This is a genomic window from Trinickia sp. (assembly GCF_057351765.1).
Genome location: NZ_JBMRBK010000040.1, coordinates 118,121 through 138,380, shown reverse-complemented (window position 1 = coordinate 138,380; position 20,260 = coordinate 118,121). Strand labels below are relative to the sequence as shown.

General features: G+C 63.9%; 16 protein-coding genes. 10 read left to right on the top strand and 6 right to left on the bottom strand.

All coding sequences use genetic code 11. From position 1 onward, the window contains the following. Positions 1–131: 131 nt before the first annotated feature. Entirely contained in the window at positions 132–1,769 is a 1,638-nt protein-coding gene (locus ACO1XS_RS10935) for a methyl-accepting chemotaxis protein (RefSeq protein ID WP_486390676.1), read from the top strand. 185 nt (positions 1,770–1,954) lie between these two features. Then, a complete protein-coding gene (locus tag ACO1XS_RS10930; RefSeq protein WP_331570248.1) occupies positions 1,955–3,556 on the top strand; it encodes a peptide chain release factor 3 in 1,602 nt (533 codons plus the stop codon). Positions 3,557–3,630: 74 nt separating this feature from the next. Here ACO1XS_RS10930 and ACO1XS_RS10925 read toward each other — a convergent pair whose 3' ends face one another. Further along, entirely contained in the window at positions 3,631–3,909 is a 279-nt protein-coding gene (locus ACO1XS_RS10925; protein WP_486390675.1) for a hypothetical protein, read from the bottom strand. 213 nt (positions 3,910–4,122) lie between these two features. Between ACO1XS_RS10925 and ACO1XS_RS10920 the strand changes: the two genes are divergently transcribed. Then, entirely contained in the window at positions 4,123–4,293 is a 171-nt protein-coding gene (locus tag ACO1XS_RS10920; RefSeq protein WP_331570251.1) for a hypothetical protein, read from the top strand. 38 nt (positions 4,294–4,331) lie between these two features. Then, positions 4,332–4,754 carry a YfeK family protein gene (locus ACO1XS_RS10915; protein WP_486390674.1) on the top strand — a complete coding sequence of 141 codons (423 nt, stop codon included), beginning with the start codon at positions 4,332–4,334 and terminating at the stop codon, positions 4,752–4,754. Between the two features lie 40 nt (positions 4,755–4,794). Here the strand turns inward: ACO1XS_RS10915 and ACO1XS_RS10910 are convergent, their stop codons facing one another. The 4 genes from ACO1XS_RS10910 to ACO1XS_RS10895 all read right to left on the bottom strand — a co-directional run bounded on the left by ACO1XS_RS10910 (position 4,795) and on the right by ACO1XS_RS10895 (position 7,785). Further along, the gene (locus ACO1XS_RS10910; RefSeq protein WP_486390673.1) at positions 4,795–5,181 is read right to left on the bottom strand and encodes an ester cyclase; all 387 of its coding nucleotides are present in this window, start codon (positions 5,179–5,181) and stop codon (positions 4,795–4,797) included. A 24-nt stretch (positions 5,182–5,205) separates the two neighbouring features. Continuing rightward, positions 5,206–5,766 (bottom strand): YbhB/YbcL family Raf kinase inhibitor-like protein, encoded by a 561-nt coding sequence (locus ACO1XS_RS10905; RefSeq protein WP_486390672.1) that lies wholly within the window; start codon positions 5,764–5,766, stop codon positions 5,206–5,208. Positions 5,767–5,877: 111 nt separating this feature from the next. After that, a complete protein-coding gene (gene zwf, locus ACO1XS_RS10900; RefSeq protein ID WP_486390671.1) occupies positions 5,878–7,434 on the bottom strand; it encodes a glucose-6-phosphate dehydrogenase in 1,557 nt (518 codons plus the stop codon). Positions 7,435–7,548: 114 nt separating this feature from the next. Continuing rightward, positions 7,549–7,785, bottom strand: coding sequence for a hypothetical protein (locus ACO1XS_RS10895; protein WP_486390670.1), 237 nt, complete (start codon positions 7,783–7,785; stop codon positions 7,549–7,551). Between the two features lie 155 nt (positions 7,786–7,940). Here ACO1XS_RS10895 and ACO1XS_RS10890 point away from each other — a divergent pair, with 155 nt between their 5' ends. From ACO1XS_RS10890 to ACO1XS_RS10875, 4 genes are all read left to right on the top strand, one after another. Next, positions 7,941–8,576: an FMN-binding negative transcriptional regulator gene (locus ACO1XS_RS10890; protein WP_486390669.1), complete on the top strand. Its 636-nt coding sequence runs from the start codon at positions 7,941–7,943 to the stop codon at positions 8,574–8,576. A gap of 1 nt (position 8,577) precedes the next feature. Then, on the top strand, positions 8,578–9,213 hold the full coding sequence (locus ACO1XS_RS10885; protein ID WP_486390668.1) for a LysE family translocator: 636 nt from the start codon (positions 8,578–8,580) through the stop codon (positions 9,211–9,213). 188 nt (positions 9,214–9,401) lie between these two features. Next, positions 9,402–11,858, top strand: coding sequence for a bifunctional acetate--CoA ligase family protein/GNAT family N-acetyltransferase (locus ACO1XS_RS10880; protein ID WP_486390667.1), 2,457 nt, complete (start codon positions 9,402–9,404; stop codon positions 11,856–11,858). Positions 11,859–12,048: 190 nt separating this feature from the next. Beyond that, the gene (locus tag ACO1XS_RS10875; RefSeq protein ID WP_486390666.1) at positions 12,049–15,750 is read left to right on the top strand and encodes an autotransporter outer membrane beta-barrel domain-containing protein; all 3,702 of its coding nucleotides are present in this window, start codon (positions 12,049–12,051) and stop codon (positions 15,748–15,750) included. A gap of 69 nt (positions 15,751–15,819) precedes the next feature. Here the strand turns inward: ACO1XS_RS10875 and ACO1XS_RS10870 are convergent, their stop codons facing one another. Continuing rightward, on the bottom strand, positions 15,820–16,518 hold the full coding sequence (locus ACO1XS_RS10870; protein ID WP_331574114.1) for a response regulator transcription factor: 699 nt from the start codon (positions 16,516–16,518) through the stop codon (positions 15,820–15,822). Positions 16,519–16,829: 311 nt separating this feature from the next. Between ACO1XS_RS10870 and ACO1XS_RS10865 the strand changes: the two genes are divergently transcribed. Then, a complete protein-coding gene (locus ACO1XS_RS10865; RefSeq protein WP_486390665.1) occupies positions 16,830–19,316 on the top strand; it encodes a CHASE2 domain-containing protein in 2,487 nt (828 codons plus the stop codon). Positions 19,317–19,523: 207 nt separating this feature from the next. After that, positions 19,524–20,255: a GGDEF domain-containing protein gene (locus ACO1XS_RS10860; protein ID WP_331574110.1), complete on the top strand. Its 732-nt coding sequence runs from the start codon at positions 19,524–19,526 to the stop codon at positions 20,253–20,255. The last annotated feature ends 5 nt before the right edge of the window (positions 20,256–20,260 follow it).

Sequence of the window (20,260 nt, the reverse complement as noted above, 5' to 3'; positions counted from 1 at the left end):
CAAACGTTTGCGTGCTCCGCGCAGGTCAAGTTGCTGCGCTGCTCCACCGATAAAGCACCTGAGACTGGCTCTAGTCGCGCAAACCGCGAAGATGCCGGTGTCGCTAAAGACGATATATCGGGAGCAGGAAAATGGATTTCAAAAACATGACGGTGCGCGCCAAATTGACTACTGCGTTTGGCGTGCTTGCCGTGATGGTGCTGCTGGTATCGGGTTTTGCGTTGAATGCGCTCGGCACCATCGACGAACGCTTTTCTTCCTATGTCAATGGAATCAATGCGCGCGCGACCCTGGCCGCGGAGGTGCGTACGGCCGTGGATCGGCGCGCGATTGCGGCGCGCAACCTGGTCCTCGTCACGAAGCCCGAAGACATCGAGATCGAAAAGGCCGAGGTCGCAAGAGCGGACAACGATGTGACGCAGCGCATCGGCAAGCTCAAGGAAGCGATCGAGACCTCTGCCAGTGCGACGCCGGAAGCGAAAGCCTTGGTCGGCGAAATGGTGCGCATCGAGACGCAGTACGGCCCCGTTGCACGCGCCATTACCGATGCCGCGCTCGCGGGACGCCGCCCCGAAGCCGTCGAGATGATGAATACGCAGTGCCGTCCGTTGCTTGCCCAGTTGATCAAGGCGACGAATGCCTACACGGCTTATACGCGTGAACGCGGCCATCGGATGGCGGACGCGGCACACGAGCAGTATCTCGCTCAGCGCGTCATGATGTTCGTCATCTGTGCCGTATCCTTCGCGGCAGCGGTGCTCGCGGCTTTCCTGATCACGCGTAGCCTCACGCGTTCGCTCGGTGCAGAGCCGGGAGCGCTGTCGGGCATCACCCGCCGCGTGGCCGAAGGCGATTTGAGCCCGGTCGCGGGCGCGCCCTCCGCGCCCGCGGGCAGCGTGCTCGCGTCGATGGGGGAAATGCAGGCGAGCCTTGTGAAGCTGATCGGGCAGGTCCGTACCGCCGCCGACAGCATTGCCACCGGTTCGAGCCAGATCGCGTCCGGCAACCAGGATCTGTCCTCGCGCACGGAACAGCAGGCTGCGTCGTTGCAGGAGACGGCGGCGAGCATGGAAGAGCTGACTTCGACGGTGCGCCAGAATGCCGATAACGCGCAGCAAGCGAGCGCGCTTGCGGCCAACGCCTCGGAAGTCGCGGAAAAAGGCAGCGGCGTCGTGAGCCAGGTGGTCAATACGATGAACGAGATCAGCAGCAGCTCGACGAAGATCGCCGACATCACCGGCCTCATCGAGGGAATCGCGTTCCAGACCAATATCCTTGCGCTCAACGCGGCGGTGGAAGCGGCACGTGCGGGCGAGCAAGGTCGCGGCTTCGCTGTGGTGGCGAGCGAAGTGCGTTCGCTTGCGCAACGCTCGTCGAGCGCGGCCAAGGAGATCAAGGATCTCATCGGCGAATCGGTGCAGCGTGTGAAGGACGGCGCGGTCTACGCCAGCCAGGCCGGCGAAACGATGGCCGAGGTTACGCAGGCAGTTGCGCGCGTGACCGACATCATGGGTGAGATTGCGGCGGCATCGAACGAACAGAGCCGCGGCATCGAACAGGTCAATGTGGCGATAACGCAGATGGACGAGGTGACGCAACAAAACGCCGCGCTCGTCGAAGAAGCCGCGGCCGCGTCGAAATCGCTCGAGCACCAGGGGCAGCAACTCAACGAATCGGTGGCGTTCTTTAAAATCGATGGAAGCGAATCGCGGCGCGCCGGTTCTCCGCGCAGTGCCGTGCCCGCGCCAGCGACCGCTTTATTTAGTTAGCACTCCAGAGTTTCTAGTTGGCTTCAACGGCCACCGCCGATCGATCGGCGCGCCCGCCCGGCATACCCGGGCGGGCTTTTCCGTCCATGCGCCGCGCACCGGTTCGCTCGCGCTCGGCGCGACACGTGTATCATCGCCCCCGCGCCGCTCGAACTCGCGAGCTGGCCCTTTTTTGCCCATTCACGATGTCTGTCGCCGAACTCAAGCGCCGCCGCACGTTCGCGGTTATCTCCCACCCCGATGCGGGGAAGACCACGCTGACCGAAAAGCTCCTGTTGTTTTCGGGCGCGATTCAGATCGCGGGTACCGTCAAGGGCCGCAAGAGCAGCCGTTATGCGACCTCGGACTGGATGGAGATCGAAAAGCAGCGCGGCATTTCCGTGGCGAGTTCGGTCATGCAGTTCGAGTATGGCGACGCCGTCATCAATCTGCTCGACACGCCGGGCCACGAGGATTTCTCGGAAGATACTTATCGGGTGCTGACGGCCGTCGATGCCGCGGTGATGGTGATCGACGGCGCGAACGGCGTCGAGGCACAGACGCTCAAGCTGCTCGAAGTCTGCCGCGCGCGCCGTACCCCGATCGTCACGTTCATCAACAAGCTCGATCGCGAGGTACGCGAGCCGCTCGATCTGCTCGATGAAATCGAGCGGCACCTTGGTGTGGCCGCGGTGCCGTTCACCTGGCCGATCGGCATGGGTAAGGACTTCCAGGGCGTCTACGATATTCAACGCGATCAGGTCCGTGTGTTTCGCGCGGGGCAGGATACGGCGGGCGGTGCGGTGGAGACGCTGCATGCCGTCAGCGAGGAGCAGGGCGAAGCGCGCTTTGGTTTCGCCTGGAAGCGTGCGAAGGAAGAGATCGATCTGATCGGCGCGGCAACGCCGGCTTTCGATCGCGAGGCGTTTTTAGCGGGCGACCAATCGCCGGTGCTGTTCGGCTCGGCCATCAACAATTTCGGCGTCAAGGAAATTCTCGACGCGCTGGTGGATCTCGCGCCGCCGCCTTCGATGCGTATGGCGGTGCAGCGGGCCGTGCAGCCGGACGAGCCGAAATTCACCGGTGTCGTTTTCAAAGTCCAGGCGAATATGGACCTGGCGCATCGCGATCGGGTGGCCTTCATTCGCGTGTGCTCGGGGCGCTTCGAGCGCGGCATGGCGTTGAAGGTGACGCGCTCGGGCAAGACGTTCCGGGCCAATAACGTCGTGACGTTTCTTTCTCAGCGGCGCGAGACGGTCAGCGAGGCTTATCCCGGCGACATCATCGGGATTCCTAACCATGGCACGCTGAGCCTCGGAGATACGTTGACCGAGGGCGAGCAACTGCAGTTCGTCGGTTTGCCGTTCTTTGCGCCCGAGATCTTTCAGACCATCGAGGTGGTCGATCCGATGCGTGCGAAGCAGCTTGGCGAAGCGCTCAAGCAGCTTGGCGAAGAAGGGGCGATTCAGGTGTTTCGTCCCGCGCACGGCGGCTCGACGATTCTCGGGGCGGTGGGGCAACTGCAGTTCGAAGTGGTCTCGCATCGCCTCTCGGCGGAATACAAGGTCGATGTGCGCATTTTCCCGGCGCGTTATCGGATGTCACGTTGGGTGACATGCGACGATGCGGGCGAGTTGCGGCGGTTCACCGATGCGTACGCTGCGCGCATGGCGCTCGATGCTTCGAACGCGCCGACTTATCTTGCCTCGCATGTCTCCGAGATCGAGGTGGCGCAAAAGGCCTGGCCGAAGATCGTGTTCAACGAATTGCGTGAACAGTCGGGTGCGCCGTTTCGTAAGGCGATTTGATTCGTTTCGATGCAGATGGCGGCGACATGGGCCGCGAAATGAAATGCGGCCGTGAAGGCCGCATCGTCTGAAGGTCAATCGTCGTCGTCGCGGTGGTGATGACGCCAGCCCCGGTGCCGGCCGTTGTCGTGCCATTCCCGGCGATAGCCATCGCCATAATATGGACCGTAGTAGACGGGCGCGGGCTGTTCGTAGACCACCGGCGGCGGGGGCGCGTAATAGACGGGTGGGGGCGCTTCGTACACCGGCCCCGGTACGCCGAAATATACGCCGACATCGGTGTGCGCGAACGCACCGGCCGATGCGCATACACCTGCAACCCCGAGCGCAGCAGACAACAGAATTCGTTTCATTTTCCTTTCGCTTCGCCTGCAGCCAGTTGGCTCGCAGACGGTAGTTCACCTGCTTACATGGTACTTATTGCGGACAGGTCGGGTGATACCGGGCTGTCGCTTGTGTAACCGGCAGTAACGGGCGGCGCGCGAAGATTTCAATCGTTTCATCGATGCGGCCATCGCTGTACGATCCGTTAAACTTGGGCATTGCAAAACGAGAGAGCGAATTCGATGACCCTGCTCATATATCTAGTCGGATGGCTGATCTTGATCGGCGGCGTTTCCTGGGCGCTGATCGCGATGCACGTGTCGCAACACACGGTGATCATCGTCGCGGTCATTATGCTGGGCATCGGTGTCATTACGGCGGCGACTCGCACACGTAACCGCGATCGGTCGTAGCGCGCGCGATCGCCAGCCGATTTCGAGGAGCACGCGTCGTGCTGCGGCATATTCGCGTTGGGCTGACGGTGTTGTTGGCTCTCGGCATGGCGATGACCGTGAGAGCCGGCGAGAGTCCGCCCATCGTGCAGGCGGAGATTGCTTCCTTGCTGGGACGCCTCGAGACATCGGATTGCAAGTTCAATCGCAATGGCAGTTGGTATTCCGGGGAGAAAGCGAAGGCGCATATGCTCGCCAAGCTGCACTACCTCGAAGCGCGCACTACGCTGAGCAGCACGGAACAGTTCATTGAACTGGCCGCCACGAAAAGCAGCATCAGCGGAAAGCCATATCTGGTTCAGTGCGGCGATACGCCGGCACAGACGAGCGAGGCATGGCTCACGACGCAATTGAAATTGCTGCGTGCGGCTCGCGCTGGCGGTTCGAACGCCGCTTCCGTGCCGGCGGCCGGGCATCGGTGAAACCAGTTCCTGCTCGAAAACGGCGGCCCGGCGGCCGGGTTCACAGTTGAGCTTCGATCGCAGTCTTATCGATTACGGACCATACGTTCGCGATTCTGCCGCCGCGAAACGCGTAGAAGACATTCTCGGCGAAGACGACCCGTCTGCCTCCGACGTCCAATCCGAGGAACGTGGATCTGGGCGAGCAATTGAAGCGCAGACGGCTTGCAACAAAAGGCGGCTCGACCACCAGCAGGTCGATCTGAAAACGTAGGTCCGGTATATCCCGAACGTCTTTTTCCAACATCTCGCGATAGCCCGATAAACCGATCGGTCGACCGTTGTGACTGACGTCGTCGCCGACGAACTGGCCGAGCGACGCCCAATCCCGCCTATTCAGGCAATCGATGTAATCGCGATAAATCGTGTGGAGGTCCAATTCGCTCATGCCGAAGCCTCGTCCCCGATCGCTCTAGCGCCCGAAACGCATCACGATGCTCGTATTTGCCAGCACATGATTCTTGATCGCCGCATGCAGCGCATCGCGTGTCAATCCGGCCGGCAGCGAATCGGGCGCGAGGTCGAGCGCGTAAATCTGCACGACATAGTGATGTGCAATTTCCCCGGCGGGCGGGCACGGTCCGCGATATGCTGCCTGCCCACTGACGTTCAGTCCCATGAGCGCGCCCGTTGGCGGTTCGCCGCCCGCTGTGAGCGAGGTCGTCGAAGCGGGAATGCGGTACATCACCCAGTGCACGACGCCGAGGCCCTTTGCCCCGTCCGGATCGAAAATCGTGATTGCGAAGCTGCGGGTACCGGTGGGCGCATTGCGCCATTGCAATGCCGGCGACACGTTGCGGCCACCGCAATCGTTTTGGCTTCCCGCGTGAATCGAGGCGAGCGTGCCGCCGTCGGACACGCCGGGCGAGGTCAACTCGAACGCCTCGGCAGCATAGGTCGTCACTCCGTGCAACATCAGCACGCACAAACCGGCTCCGAGCATGTGCCGGATCGCCTTAACGTTACCTTTCATCCCCGCCTCCGTCTCTCGAGTGAACGCGATCCGGCAGCCCGCAATGGGCAGCCGTGTGCTCCGGGAACAACGGATCATTACGTCGATTTATTCCCGATGCACCGCGCAATATTATTCGTCCAGCGGCCGCCACGCGCGGCCGTCCGGGGCAAGGAGCGCGTCGGCTTCGGCAGGACCGGCGCTGCCGGCGGCGTAGCCGTGCACGGGTACCGTACCGCGCTGCGGATGGAGTATGCGATCGACGGCAGCCCAACTCGCCTCGATGCTGTCCGCGCGCTGGAAGAGCGTCGCGTCGCCGAGCATGCAGTCATAGAGCAACGTTTCATACCCGACGTTCGGGCGCTGCGGGAAAAAATCGCCATAGTCGAATGACGAGCGCGCCGCGCCAATGAGCATCGTCGGTCCCGGTACCTTGACGTTGAAATCGAAGCTCGTTCCGTGCGAGGGGTCGATGCGCAGCGTCAGCACGTTGGGCGTGAGTGTTTCCACCGGGGTATCGCGAAACAGCAGGAATGGGACGCGCTTCAATTGCACTGCGATTTCGGTGCGGCGCGTCGCGAGCCGCTTTCCGGTGCGCAGATAAAACGGTACGCCGGCCCAGCGCCAGTTGTCGATTCGCAGGCGGGCCGCGACGTAGGTTTCCGTTGCGCTGTCGGGCGCCACGTTCGGCTCGTCGCGGTACGCTGTTCCAGAAGGTCCCGCTTCGTATTGACCGAGCACGACATCGTCGGGCATGAGCGGCTCGATCGCCTCGAACAACTCGGCTTTCTTGTCGCGTACCGCTTCCGCATCGAACGAATTGGGTGGTTCGAGTGCGACTACGGCGAGCAGTTGGAACAGGTGATTCGGCACCATGTCGCGCAGCGCGCCGGTGCGTTCGTAAAATTGTCCGCGCCCTTCAACGCCGAGCGTTTCGGCCGCTGTAATCTGCACGCTATCGATGTATTCGCGCCGCCAGATCGGCTCGAACATCGCGTTCGCGAAGCGAACGGCGAGGATGCTCTGCACGGTATCCTTACCGAGAAAATGGTCGATTCGGTACACCTGGGATTCCTGTGCGAACCGCAGGATGTGGGCGTTCAATTCACGCGCCGATGCGAGATCGCTGCCGAACGGCTTTTCGACGATCAGACGGCGAAAGCCTCCGTTCTGTTCCAGCAAGCATGCCTTGCCGAGCCGCTCGACGATGGGCTCGAAGAACTGCGCACCGACGGCCAGATAGAAGATCACATTGCCATGCTGGGCCTGATCGATTTGTTGTTTGAGTTGCGCATAGGTGGCATCGTCTTCGAATTCGCCCGCTTGGTATTGCATGCGTTGCGCGAGCCAGTCCCATGGCTTGCGGTCCAGCTTGTCCGTATGCGCTTCGCTGGATTTGTCCGCAATCGCCTGCTGCAGCGACTCGAGTAACGCGTCGCGCCAGGTGGCTGTTTCGCGCTCGCCGTGACTGACGCCGATGATCCGCAGACTGTCGTCGAGCAATGCTTCGTGCGCAAGATGGTACAAGGCCGGTATCAGCAGGCGCCGGGTCAGGTCGCCGCCCGCACCGAAGATCACAATTGTGCAAGGGGGCGCTGGCCGCTTGGCAGCCCGAGTCGGAAGAGCGCCCTGCGCGCCCGCTTCGCGCCCCGGATGACCGGAGCCGATGGAATTCAAATCGCTTGGCATGGCGCGCATTGCTCCATAAGGCCGTGGACGGAGCACGGCGAAGGCTCGAAGAACGAACGCGCGATTGCGCGGTCATCGCCGGGAGCGCACGGGTCGTGCACCCATTGTGTCAACTTAGCAGGCAGCGTGCCAGATGCTGGCGTAACCGGCACGCGAATGATGTCCCAATGCGGCAAGTGCAGCCGCGTCGGTTCCGATGCCGGCTCCCACATCGAGAACGGACGACGGACGCGCTGGGATCAAATGCAAGACGGGTTCATGGCGATCGGCGAACGAGACGCCCCGCCATTGCTCGAAGAGAACCTGCGCATTCTCGGCGTAGCCTGCTGCGCCGCTTACGTCGTTGGACAACGATGCCTCCGGGTCTAGCAACACGTTCGACACGACTCTGGCCTGGTAAAAACGTTCACGATTGGACCTGCAGGACGAGTCCATTTTCAGGCAAACTCGGTTTTGTCGAGACGCAATGGGCGAGCAGGCACACTTACTCCGCTACGGGACCCGATATGTACATACCAGCCGCTTTCAACGAATCCCGGATCGAAAACCTGCACGCCTGCATCGTGCAACATCCGTTTGGCACGCTGATTACGCACGGCAAGAGCGGATTGGACGCCAATCATATTCCGTTCGAGCTGGCGGCCGGCGAAGGCGAACACGGCGTTTTGCACGCCCATGTCGCGCGAGCCAATCCTGTATGGCAGGACATCGCGGACGGCGACGAGGTGCTCGTGGTCTTCCGCGCCGCGGACGCCTACATTTCGCCCAACTGGTACCCAAGCAAGCACGAGCTCCACAAACAGGTGCCGACCTGGAATTACATCGTCGTCCACGCACACGGCCGGATCCGCGTCCACGACGACGAGCGATACGTACGCGGCGTGGTGGCCAGACTGACCCGAACGCACGAGGCGTCTCTGCCGGAGCCGTGGAAGATGTCGGATGCGCCGAAGGACTATATCGATACGATGCTCAAATCGATCGTCGGCTTGGAAATCGACATCACGCGATTGATCGGCAAGACCAAGCTCGGTCAGAACAAGGAGGCGCGCGATATTCGCGGGGCAGCTGTCGCACTGAAGGCGCGCGGCGAGACCGCAATTAGCGAGGCGATGTTGGCCGAGGCCGAGAAAAAGGCCTGACATGTCCGCGAACTCATTGCTTTCCGCAGACCTGTTGCTCGCCTATACCGCCTATTTCATCGGCACCGCCAGCCCGGGACCGAGCAACCTGGCGATCATGTCCATCGCGGCCAGCCAAGGAAGAAAGGCGGCGCTGGCGTTCGCGTTCGGCGTCGTTTCCGGATCGATGTTCTGGGCGACGGTCGCGAAACTCGGCATCTCGGCGGCGTTGGTCGCCTATTCGCAATTCATCGTCGCGGTCAAACTCTTTGGCGGGCTGTACCTTCTCTGGTTGGCTTTCAAATCGGGACGCAGCGCGCTCGTACCCGCTGCCGCGACGCTGCGGCAAACGGGGCGGCCGGATACTCCGAGAGGCTTATACATCCGAGGGGCATTACTGCATTTGACGAATCCCAAGGCGGTCCTTGTGTGGGTTTCGATCGTCGCGCTTTCGTCCAGCCGCTCCGGGTCGGCTCATGACGCGGTCATCCCCGGGTGCGCCGTCATCGGATCGCTCGTGTTCAGCGGTTATGCATTGCTCTTTTCCATGGATTCGGCGCGCCGGCTCTACATACGAACGCGCCGCGTATTGGAAGGGTGCCTTGCCGTCGCATTCGGCGCGGCAGGTATCAAGCTGCTGGCATGGCCCTCGAGGTGACCGCGATTCTCCCGAGCACGATTGACCGCCAATACATCGAGTGCCCGGGATGCGGCAACATACCCTAACGCGAAGCGTCGCACCCGGAAAGTCGTAAACTGACGCAACCCGAGCTGCGGTGAAGCTCGGTCCGCGATGCTTCAGCCTCAACGCAGGTCCCGTGCCTTTTCCCGAACGAGGGATCGCTCATGACCATCCGCAATCTCGATGCGCTTTTCAAGCCCCGATCGGTCGCGGTGATCGGCGCGTCCTCTCGGCCGGGCAGCCTCGGCGCCATCGTCTGGCAGCGCCTGCTGGCCGGCGGTTTCGCCGGCCCCGTGTGGCCCGTCAATCCGAAATACGACGAGCTCGACGGCCACCCCGTTTTCGGCGATGTGGCCGATCTCCCTGAAGCGCCAAGCGTGGCATTGCTCTGCACCCCGAGCGCGGTATGGCCGGACATCGTGCACAAGCTCGGCAGCATGGGGGCGCGCGCGGCGATCGTGATCGGCGACGCACGCAGTATCGAAGCATCGGCCGCCGTCGACGATGTGCTCGTCGCCGCCCGCCCGCACTTGCTGCGCATCGTAGGGCCGGGCAGTCTTGGCGTCATCACGCCCGCGCTGGGGGCGCAACTGGATGCCGCATCGTGCATCGTCAAGCCGGGCGGCGTGGCCTGGGTGTCGCAATCGAACGCGCTGACGAATGCGGTGCTTGGCTGGGCCGATGCTCGAGGTCTGGGCTTTTCGCATGCGATCGCGCTCGGCGGCGAGGCCGATGTCGATGCGGGCGATGTGCTCGACTACCTGGCCAGCGACGGTGCGACGCGCGCCATCCTGCTGGAGCTTTCGACCGTGCGGGCCGCGCGCAAGTTCATGTCGGCCGCGCGCGCCGCGGCCCGCGGCAAGCCAGTGCTCGTGCTGCGCACAGGCTGCGCCGATTCCGACGATGCACTTTATGCCGCGGCGTTTCGCCGTGCGGGGATGGTGCGCGTCGAAACACTCGACGATCTGCTCGACGAAATCGAAACCCTCGGACTCGGGCGCATTGCGGCAAGTTCGACCGCAACACTGATCGCGGCGGACCGCGGGGTGGCCGCGCTCGCATCCGATGCATTCGCTTCGGCCGGCGCTCAGCTCGCGCGATGGTCCGACGGCGCGAAGCAGGCGCTCGCGTCGGCCTTGCCGCATGTGACGCCGAGCAACCCGGTGCTGCTGGGCGACGATGCGCATGCCGCGGATTTCGGCCGCGCGCTCGATGCGCTTGCGCCGCACGACGATACGGGTGCGGCGTTTATCGTGCACGCCTCGACACATCGCGCACCGGCCGAGGCGGTCGCGCGCGTGCTCATCGAGCGCCAGCGCTTTGCCCATCGCGGCATGCTCGCCTGCTTTTTCGGGGGGCTCGATGCGCCTGCGCGCGATGCGTTGCGCGCGCATGGCATCGCCGTGCATTCGACGCCGCATCGCCTCGCACGCGCGTTTGCAAGACTCGTCGATTACCGGCTCGCCCGCGAGTTGCTGATGCAGACTCCGCAGGGCTTGCCGGCGCACGTGCCGGTAGCGCTTGCGGCGATCCAGGCGCGCGTGCGAGACGCCGTGGCGGCGGGCACGATGACGCTCGACGGCGACGAGGCGGCGCATCTCGTCGCGTGCTTCGGCCTGCGTGTAGCGGCGCATGTCGCGAGCCGGCCGGAATCCGAAGCGACCGCAACGACGGCACGATTGGCACAGGGTGGCGATGCGAAGGAAGGCACGGGCGAGGGCGGGACCTCCAGCTTCGACGAACGGTTCGAAGACGAAGCGATCGTCGACGTGACGGTCGAACTCGACGACGATGCCGATTTCGGCCCCGTGTTTCGCTTTACGGCGCCTCCGGCGAATGGTGTGCCTGCGCCGTTTTGCACCTATGGTCTGCCGCCGCTCAACCCCGTTCTTGCACGCGAGATCGTCGCGCGCTCGCCGTACGCGGATCGTGTGCCCGTCGAGCCGCTTTTGCAGGCGCTTACCGCGCTCTCGGAGATGGTGTGCGCGGTCGAGCAGATCGCGGGTATGAGTGCGGTGCTGCGTGTCATGCCGGACCGCGTCGTGCTTGTCGCCCCGCGATTGCGGATTGCGAGCTCGCGCGGACGTCTTGCAATCGTGCCCTACCCACGCCATCTGGAAGAGACGCTGGACTGGCAGGGCAAGCGTTTGACGATCCGCCCGATCCGTCCCGAGGATGAAGCGGCACATCGTGCATTGATTGCCGCGATGTCGCCCGACGATTTGCGGCTGCGATTCTTCGGCGCCGTGCGCGGCTTCGATCACTCGCAACTCGCGCGTATGACGCAAATCGACTATGACCGCGAAATGGCCCTCATCGCGGTGGAAATCGATCTAAATGGAGTCGCGCAAACGTTTGGCGTGGCGCGTATTGTCGCCGATCCCGATAACGAATGCGCCGAATTTGCCGTGGCCGTCCGCTCGGATATTAAGGGCAAAGGGCTCGGAACATTACTGCTCGCCCGGATCATCGACTATGCGCGCACTCGCGGCACGCGCTTCGTGACGGGAGAAATCCTGCGCGAAAACGCGCCGATGCTGGCGCTTGCGAGAGCGAACGGCTTCGAGATGCACGCCTCGGACGATCCCTCGGTGATCGCCGTCCGACTCCCGCTTCAGTAGGCATCCGGTTCGTCAGCCGCCGGCAATCGCCTCCGCGGCAATCGGTTCGCACCTGATTCGGCGCAATTCAAGCGCCGCCAAAAAGCCGAAATAACCGACCAGGTAAAGGCTTTACGATCCTTTGCAATTCTTTAAAAACGGTTCCGCTATAGTGCCGAGCGTCAAATACAAACGATGAGAGGACGGGCATATGCGGAATTCAGATTTATATCGGCACGCAACGATTGATCATACGAAATCGCGTGCAATTCGGTCTCCAATCTCCAATGACGCATCGCGCCTGCGCCCTAAGGCGACGACGCTTGCCGTTCTCGGCTACGTCGCGCTGATTCCGGCACTGGCTCACGCGAACTGCACGACTTCGGGCGCGACGACGACGTGCGACACCTCGGCGCCGTCGCCTTGGACGACGACGATCGGAACGGGGCCGACAACCGCGTCCGGCGCTCAGGTGACCGTGGGGCCGAACGCGCAGATCGTCGTGGGCAACACCAGCGCGATCGCGCTGTCGGACAACTCGAATATCGTCGTGCAGTCCGGCGCGCTGGTGCAGAATGCCTCGACGAATACCACCGGCACGTACGGCACGGGCGGCAATACGATCGATCTGCGCAATAACAACACGCTGACCGTCCAACAGGGCGCGACCGTATTGTCCAACGGCACCCAAACGACTGCCGAGGCCGTCAATCCGGAAGGCACCGGCAATACGATCGTCAACAACGGGACGATCCGGGGCATCAATTCCGCGGCTATCTGGTTTCAGAACACCTCGGGTACGAACACGGTCATCAATAACGCGACCGGCGTCATCCAGGCACCCAACAACGTGATGGGAGCGTCCGGCAACGGCGCCGTGGTGTTCACCAATCTCGGCAAGGTGATCGGCAACCTGGTTTTCGCAGGCGGCAACGACACATTGAACCTGTTCTCCGGCTCGAGCGTATCGGGCACGATCAATGGCGGCGGCGGCAGCAACCTGCTGACGCTCAATGGCACCGGCAGCGACACGTTGCCGGCGACGATCACCGGCTTCCAGACGCTGCAGAAAAAGGACAGCGGCACCTGGACGATCACGAATTCGATCGGCGGCATGGGCGTGACATCGGCCGAGGTTCAGCAAGGCACGCTGGTGCTGACGGGCACGAACACGAGCTATACGGGCGCGATGCAAGTCGACGCGGCCGGCACGCTGCGGGCCAGTGCGCAAAGCTTGCCGTTGGCCGTGACGGACAACGGTCTCGTCCAATTCCAGCAAGATACGGCGGGCACGTATACGGGCCTCGTGAGTGGCTCGGGTGCCGTCGAGAAAGACGGCGTTGGCACGCTGACGCTCGCTCCGTCCGCAGCCGGCGGCAATACCTACACGGGCGGGACGGTGCTCAAGCAGGGCGTGCTCTCGGTCTCGGCCGACAGCGCGCTCGGCGGAACCCCGGGCGGTGTGACGTTCGACGGCGGTACGCTGCAGTTGGGCAGCAGCTTCGATCTGGCCAATACGCGAGCGATCTCGGTCACCTCGAACGGCGGCACGATCGATACGCAGGGCTTCCAATCGACGATCGATCAAACCATCAACGGAACGGGCGCGCTCGACAAAACGGGCTCGGGAACGCTGACGGTCAACGGCGCAGTGATCGGCTCGATCGCCGCCGAGGTTCAGCAAGGCACGCTCGTGCTCAATGGCGACGGTTCGCAGTTCACGGGGAGCGTGACGGTCGATCAGCCCGCCGTGCTGCGGGCGAGCGCACAGAGCCTGCCCCCGACGGTGACCGACAACGGCCTCGTGCAGTTCGAGCAAGGTGTCGACGGCGTTTATAACGGAACGATCGGCGGTACGGGTGTCGTCGAAAAAGACGGGGCGGGTACGCTGACGCTGGCGCCTTCCGCAGCCGGGGGCAACACCTACACGGGCGGTACGCTGCTGAAGGCGGGCACGCTGTCGGTGTCGGCCGATAGCGCGCTCGGCGGTGCGTCGGGCGGCATGACGTTCGACGGCGGCACGCTGCAGTTGGGCAGCAGCTTCGATCAGAGCAGCACGCGTGCGGTGACGATCACGTCGAATGGCGGCACGATCGATACGCAGGCATTCCAGTCGACCATCGCGCAAGGCATTACGGGTGCCGGCGCCTTGACCAAGACCGGCACGGGTACGCTCGTGCTCGATGGCGTCAACACCTATGCGGGTGCGACGTCGGTGGTGGCCGGCACGCTCGTCGTCGGCGATGCGTCGCACACCGGTGCGTCGGTGGCCGGGCCGGCGAGCGTCGCATCGGGTGCCACGCTCGGCGGTTATGGCTCGGTCAACGGCAACGTCACGAACAATGGGACGATCGCGGTGGCGAATGCGTTGTCGGGGGCCGCGACGAGCGCCAACGCAGAAGTTGCGCGAGGCGGCGCGATCGCGGTGGGCCATGCGCAATCGTCCGTCGCAGCCGGCACGCAGGGCAGTTTTACGATCAACGGTCAATTGACGAACGCGGGATTGGTTCAACTCGGCGGCGGCGCTCAGGCCGGCAACACGCTGAACGTCAACAGCTATGTTGGACAAAACGGCACGATTGCGCTCAATACCGTACTCGCCGGGGACAACGCGGCATCGGACAAGCTCGTCGTCAACGGCGGCACGGCGACGGGTTCGACGACGCTGAGGGTGACGAACGTGGGCGGCCAGGGTGCGCCGATCGTATCTAACGGCATCCAGGTCGTCGCGGCGGCCAACGGCGCAACCACCGATGCCGGTGCGTTCGCGTTGGCCGGCGGCGTGGTCAAGGCCGGTGCGTACGAGTACTACCTCGTGAAGGGCGGCGTGACCGCGGGGACCTCGCAGGACTGGTACCTCCGCAATACGGTGCCGGCCGCGAACGTCGCGTCATCGGCCAATATCGTCGCAGCCCCCGGCACGCCCGTGCTGCCGGCCGCCGGCGCCACTCCGGTCACGCTGTACCGGCCCGAGGTCGCGCTGTACGCGCAGATTCCGAGCGTCATGCGTCAGCTCGACTGGATGCAAATCGACGAGTTCCATCAGCGGCAGGGCGATCAGTCGCTGCTCGGCGAGAAGGGCGCGGTGCCCGCGGCATGGGGCCGTGTCTGGGGTGCGCATAGCGTGCTGTCGGAGGGCGGCGACGTGAGCCCGCAATTCGACGGTTCGATGGGCGGGCTGCAGGTCGGCCACGACGTGTATGCGGACGGGGCGGAGGGGGGGCACCGGAACCACTACGGCTTCTATCTCGGCATGGCCCGCGCGACGGGCGGCGTGAGTGGTTCGGCAGTGGGCGTCCAGGGTGCCGACGTCGGGCATCTTTCCGTCAACGCATATAGCCTCGCCGGTTATTGGACGCATATCGGGCCCAGCGGCTGGTACACGGATACCGTCGTTTCGGGCAGCGCGCTCACGGCGGATGCGACGTCGAGCGGGAACGTCCATGCCAGCACGCACGGTACTGCCGTCACGGCTTCGGTCGAAGGCGGTCTGCCGCTGTCGATCGGACATGGATTGACGATGGAGCCGCAGCTCCAGTTGGTCTACCAGCACCTGTCGATCCGGGATCTCAACGACGGTGCGGCCAATGTGTCGTTCGGCAGCGGGAATTCGGTGCTGGCGAGGTTCGGCGTCCGGTTTTCCGGGACATGGGACGCGCTGGGTGCCGCCTGGCAGCCTTTTGTGGCGTTCAATGTGCTGCACGCGTTTGCCAACGGCGATCGCCAGACCTATGACAGCGTTACGTCGATCGGAACGCCGGTCAACCAGACGACGGGCCGGATCGACGCGGGCCTGGTCACGCGCTTCTCGAAGCACGGCAGTGCCTACGCTGCCGTCAACTGGGGCGCGAACCTCGACGGGGAGCACGTGCGGACGATTGGCGGGAACGCCGGCGTGCGTTGGTCGTGGTGAGTTGCGGCGGCCATGAGAGCGGTGGCCGCCGGCGCGCGTGCCGCAGGGCGCTGCCGCCGCGGCACCGGCTCAGGCCTCGCCCGCTTCGAGCTTTTCGAGCCGATACCCGTAACCGTAGACCGGGTAGATGCAGTACCCGCTCTGCGGACGCAGGTCGAGCTTGATGCGGATCGACGAGACGTGCGTATCGAGCGTACGCGACGGGATGTCGGACGTTTGCTTCCAGACCGTCTCGACGATGTGGCTGCGCGAGAGCGGGCGCCCGAGATTGCGGAAGAGCAGCAGCGCGACCTGGAATTCCTTTTGCGACAGCGTGACGGGCACCGTTTGACGATAGACGATGCTCTCGCGCAGATCGAACAGGTAGTCGCCGAATTCCTGCGACGCGATGCTTTGGTCGCGGCGATAGCTTCTGCGCAGGAGCGTGGACACACGTGCGAGCAGCACCGGGGCCGCGACCGGCTTCACGATGTAGTCGTCGGCGCCGGCATTGAGCGCGGAGACGATGTCGGATTCACGCGACCGGCTGGTCATGAAGAGCACGGGCAGCGTCTCGTTGCAGTGTTTGCGCACCCAGGCGAGCACCTCGTCGCCCTGCATGTCGGTGACGTTCCAGTCGAGCACGATCAGATCGAAGCTTTCGCGCCGCAGCTCGCGGATGAGCGCGGCGCCCTCGCTGAACGTGTGACAGGTATGCCCTGCCGGGCTTAGCGATTGAGTGGCAAACTCCAACTGACTTGGGTCATCGTCAAGGATGGCGATTCGCATGGTTTGACCGATGGAAACGTTGTGCCGAAGAAAAGGGGGTTGAACCGATTCCCCGATTGGGTGCTTTCCGCGCGAACCTGCGTTTTCGCGGCAGCGAGAATAGTAAACGATAAGTATTGGGGCTCCTGTGAAAATGGTTCGCGCGAAGCTTGACGTGCACGCCCGCCATGGCGCCCGTCTGGCGCCGATGCACGGTTTCGGTTATCGTCTCGATCGCATCGAAAACGAGAAACCATGAGGCGAGACGACGACAACCGGCAGGTGCCCGGCCACCTGCGCCGATACGAACACAATCGCCCCATCGCGCGTGCGTGGCCGTCGCAATGACACTGCTCGCCCGGATCATTCGTTCGCGGCTCGGCCGATCGATAGGGCGGCGGTTTTTGCTCGAATGGATCGCGACGGGCTGTCTCGCCATTGCGTTCGTCGCGCTGAGCTCGAGCTGGCGCCTGACGGCGAGCCTGGACCACTTCGTCTACGACGATTTTCTTGCGATGTCCGCAAAGACGGTATCGAACGATATCGTCGTCGTCGAGATCGACGATGACAGCATCGAAGCGCTGGGCCGGTGGCCGTGGCCGCGCAGCGTGCATGCTCGCCTGATCGATGCGCTCGCACGGAGCGGCGCGGCCGCGATCGTCTACGACGTACTATTCACGGAGCCCGGCGCCGACGATCCAGCGCTTGCCCGGGCGATCGCCGCCAGTAAAACTTATCTGCCGATTCTGCTTGCGCCGGCCGACGCCGAGGGCCATCGCGAAGCGGTGCTGCCCGTTGCCGCATTGGCTGGCGCCGCCGCGGGGCTCGGCCATATCAACTTCGAGGTGGACAGCGACGGCGTCGTGCGCAGCGTCGCGCTATACGAGGGCGACGCGCGCACGCGTTGGCCGCAGCTGACCGTTCCGGTCCGGCGCGCCGTCGAACGAGGCGCGATACGGCTTGCCGGCATGGTTGACGGTAACGGCCGTCCGGCGCGCGAGTCCGTGCCGCTCGCCGAGTCCGGCGGGCCGGGCGCAGAGCAGCGTGTGTTGGTTCCTTTCGTTCCCGACGAGTCCTTCCGGAAGGTCTCGGTTGCGCAGGTGCTGGCGGGGACCGTGCCGCCCGAGTTGCTGCGGGGCCGCATCGTGCTCGTCGGCTCGACGGCATCCGGCCTCTACGATCACTTCGCCACGCCGATGTCGGGTCGGTTTGGCGTCACGCCCGGCGTCTATGCGCATGCGAGCGTGCTCGAGATGTTGCTGCGCGGCAGCGCCATCAGACCCGCATCGTCATCGGAGTTGCTCGCCGCATCGCTCCTGCCGCTGGCGGTGCTGCTCGTTGGATTTCTCGTGCTGTCGCCGATGTACTCGCTGGCGCTCGCCATTGCGCTCGCCGTGCTCGCGCTCGCGGGCGACGCGGTACTGATGCATGGGCTGCGGCTTTGGGTATCGCCCGTCCCGGCGATCCTCGGACTGATCGTCGTCTATCCGCTGTGGAGCTGGCGCCGTCTGGAAATGACGATGGCCTACCTGCGCAAGGAACTGCGGCAGCTCGCGGCCGAGCCCTATCTCCTGCCCGAAGCGGCGAAGCGGCCGAGCGAATTCATGGGGGACGTACTCGAACAGCAGATGTCGCTGATGGCTCAGGCGGCGCAACGCGCGAGAGACATGAAGCGTTTCGTCTGGGACAGTCTCGACAGCGGGCCCGAGCCGATACTCGTTGCCGATCTGAACGGCGTCGTGTTGATCGCGAACCGCGCGGCAAGAGCGTATTGCGCGCGGCTCGCGGCGCCGAGCCCGGAAGGGCGGCCATTGCACGCCGTGCTGGCCGACTGTTCGTTCGTGAAGACGATCGACGCGGACGTGGAAAACGAGCGGATTGCCCGAAGGGACTGGCCGGCCGTCATGAACCCGGCGCGGCCCGAGCACGCGCGCATGATGACGACCGGCATCGAAGTGCGCGGCCGCGACGAGCGCGATTACTTGCTGCGTTATTCGGAGTGCCGCAATGCGTTCGGCGAAGCCGCCGGGTGGATCGCCGGCTTGGTCGACATCACGGCGCTGCACGAAGCCGAACGGCAGCGCGAGGACGCCTTGCAACTGCTATCGCATGACATGCGCTCGCCGCACGCATCGATCCTCGCGCTCGTCGAGATCGAGCGCGCACGCATCGAGTCCGAGCCCGCGCGCAATGTCATGGACCGCATCGCACGCTATGCCAGGAGCGCGCTGACGCTTGCGGACGATTTCGTCCAGCTTGCACGCGCCGAATCGCAGGCCTATGAGTTCGAGCCCGTGAATCTCGCCGATCTCGTGCTGGACGCGAGCGATCAAGTGTGGCCGCAGGCACATGCCAAGGGCATACGCCTCGATGCCGTCTACGAAGACAGGGAAGCATGCTGGATCTTCGCCGAGCGGTCGCTGCTGACGCGCTCGCTCGTGAACATCCTGCAAAACGGCATCAAGTACAGCCCGAACGGCACGCAAATCACCTGTTCGATCGAATCGTCGCAAGCGTCGCTGGGCGGCGCCCATGTGACCTGCTCGATTCGCGACCAGGGTTACGGGATTCCGCTCGACAAGCAGGGCCGCTTGTTCGAACGCTTCCGCCGCTTCCATGCGGGGCAGCGTCCCGAAGTAGGCGGTGCCGGGCTCGGCATGGCGTTCGTCAAGACCGTCATCGTGCGGCACGGCGGGGAAGTGGCCGTCCACAGCGAGGAGGGCAAGGGAACCGAATTCGTGATTTCGCTGCCCCGCTTGGCCGAGCAAGCCGACCAAGCCGGGCCCGCGCCAGCCGGCGAGCCGGCGCGAGCCTCCTGACGGGCCCGGGGGACGCGCCTCGTCTGCGTCGCCCACCGTGAGCCTGACACTTGTTTGCAGTTGCTCCGGACATGCCTTGGCATAATCGCCTCGTTGAACTCAATTGAGCTCGCCGCGCTGCTCGACGATCGGTCGTCGAGGCCTGAACCGGCCCTGCGCGTGCCGCTGCATCGTGAATTCCGAGGTACCGAAATGAGCTGGCAATCGATGAGTGATCTCTCCTGGAAGGGGGCTCGACCGACGCACGGACAGACGTGGCTGACGTTGTGCGCGGCATGGGCCCGCCGCATCGGGCGGAGTCTCGCTGCCGAAGGCGAGTTTCTCCTGCGGCTCTGGAAAGAAGGGATCGTTGAAGGCGACGAGGCGCAACAGGGACGCTTGCAAGCGAGAATCCGCCAACTGGAATCGGAAGTGGCAAGACTGTCGCGCCTTGCTGTCACGGATGAGCTGACCGGCGCGTTCAATCGCCGGCATATCGAGGAGACGTTCGGAGCGCGGGCGTCGTCGCGGCATGTCGATGGCGCGCTTGCGTTTTGCCTGTTCGATATCGACGGCTTCAAGGCTTACAACGACACGTATGGTCACAGCGCCGGCGACGATGCGCTGAAGCAGATCGCGCATGCCGTGCGCGCCCAGTTGCGGCACGCCGGCGACAGCTTGATCCGCCTTGGCGGCGACGAGTTCTGCATTCTGCTGAACGCCGAATCGCCGAGCGACGCGCTGGCTGCGATCGATCGTCTACGCCTGGCGGTGCGTGCGCTCGCGTTGCCGCATCCCACGAAGCGCGATGCGGTGCTGACGGCGAGCTTCGGCTTCGTATGGCGGGGTGCCCGCAGCGAGAATCGCCATCTGCCCCACGATCTTTATCGGCATGCCGATCGGATGCTTTACGAGGCCAAGCGTGCGGGCCGCGACACGGTGCGGCTCGCGGTGCTGTAACCGGC

What these genes read in the sequence shown, in the direction of transcription:
- zwf (WP_486390671.1), bottom strand. Translation starts at nt 7,434, where the DNA reads ATGCCAAGCGATTTGAATTCCATCGGCTCCGGTCATCCGGGGCGCGAA.
- ACO1XS_RS10860 (WP_331574110.1), top strand. Translation starts at nt 19,524, where the DNA reads ATGAGTGATCTCTCCTGGAAGGGGGCTCGACCGACGCACGGACAGACG.
- ACO1XS_RS10880 (WP_486390667.1), top strand. Translation starts at nt 9,402, where the DNA reads ATGACCATCCGCAATCTCGATGCGCTTTTCAAGCCCCGATCGGTCGCG.
- ACO1XS_RS10930 (WP_331570248.1), top strand. Translation starts at nt 1,955, where the DNA reads ATGTCTGTCGCCGAACTCAAGCGCCGCCGCACGTTCGCGGTTATCTCC.
- ACO1XS_RS10905 (WP_486390672.1), bottom strand. Translation starts at nt 5,766, where the DNA reads ATGAAAGGTAACGTTAAGGCGATCCGGCACATGCTCGGAGCCGGTTTG.
- ACO1XS_RS10925 (WP_486390675.1), bottom strand. Translation starts at nt 3,909, where the DNA reads ATGAAACGAATTCTGTTGTCTGCTGCGCTCGGGGTTGCAGGTGTATGC.
- ACO1XS_RS10910 (WP_486390673.1), bottom strand. Translation starts at nt 5,181, where the DNA reads ATGAGCGAATTGGACCTCCACACGATTTATCGCGATTACATCGATTGC.
- ACO1XS_RS10890 (WP_486390669.1), top strand. Translation starts at nt 7,941, where the DNA reads ATGTACATACCAGCCGCTTTCAACGAATCCCGGATCGAAAACCTGCAC.
- ACO1XS_RS10875 (WP_486390666.1), top strand. Translation starts at nt 12,049, where the DNA reads ATGCGGAATTCAGATTTATATCGGCACGCAACGATTGATCATACGAAA.
- ACO1XS_RS10885 (WP_486390668.1), top strand. Translation starts at nt 8,578, where the DNA reads ATGTCCGCGAACTCATTGCTTTCCGCAGACCTGTTGCTCGCCTATACC.
- ACO1XS_RS10920 (WP_331570251.1), top strand. Translation starts at nt 4,123, where the DNA reads ATGACCCTGCTCATATATCTAGTCGGATGGCTGATCTTGATCGGCGGC.
- ACO1XS_RS10870 (WP_331574114.1), bottom strand. Translation starts at nt 16,518, where the DNA reads ATGCGAATCGCCATCCTTGACGATGACCCAAGTCAGTTGGAGTTTGCC.
- ACO1XS_RS10935 (WP_486390676.1), top strand. Translation starts at nt 132, where the DNA reads ATGGATTTCAAAAACATGACGGTGCGCGCCAAATTGACTACTGCGTTT.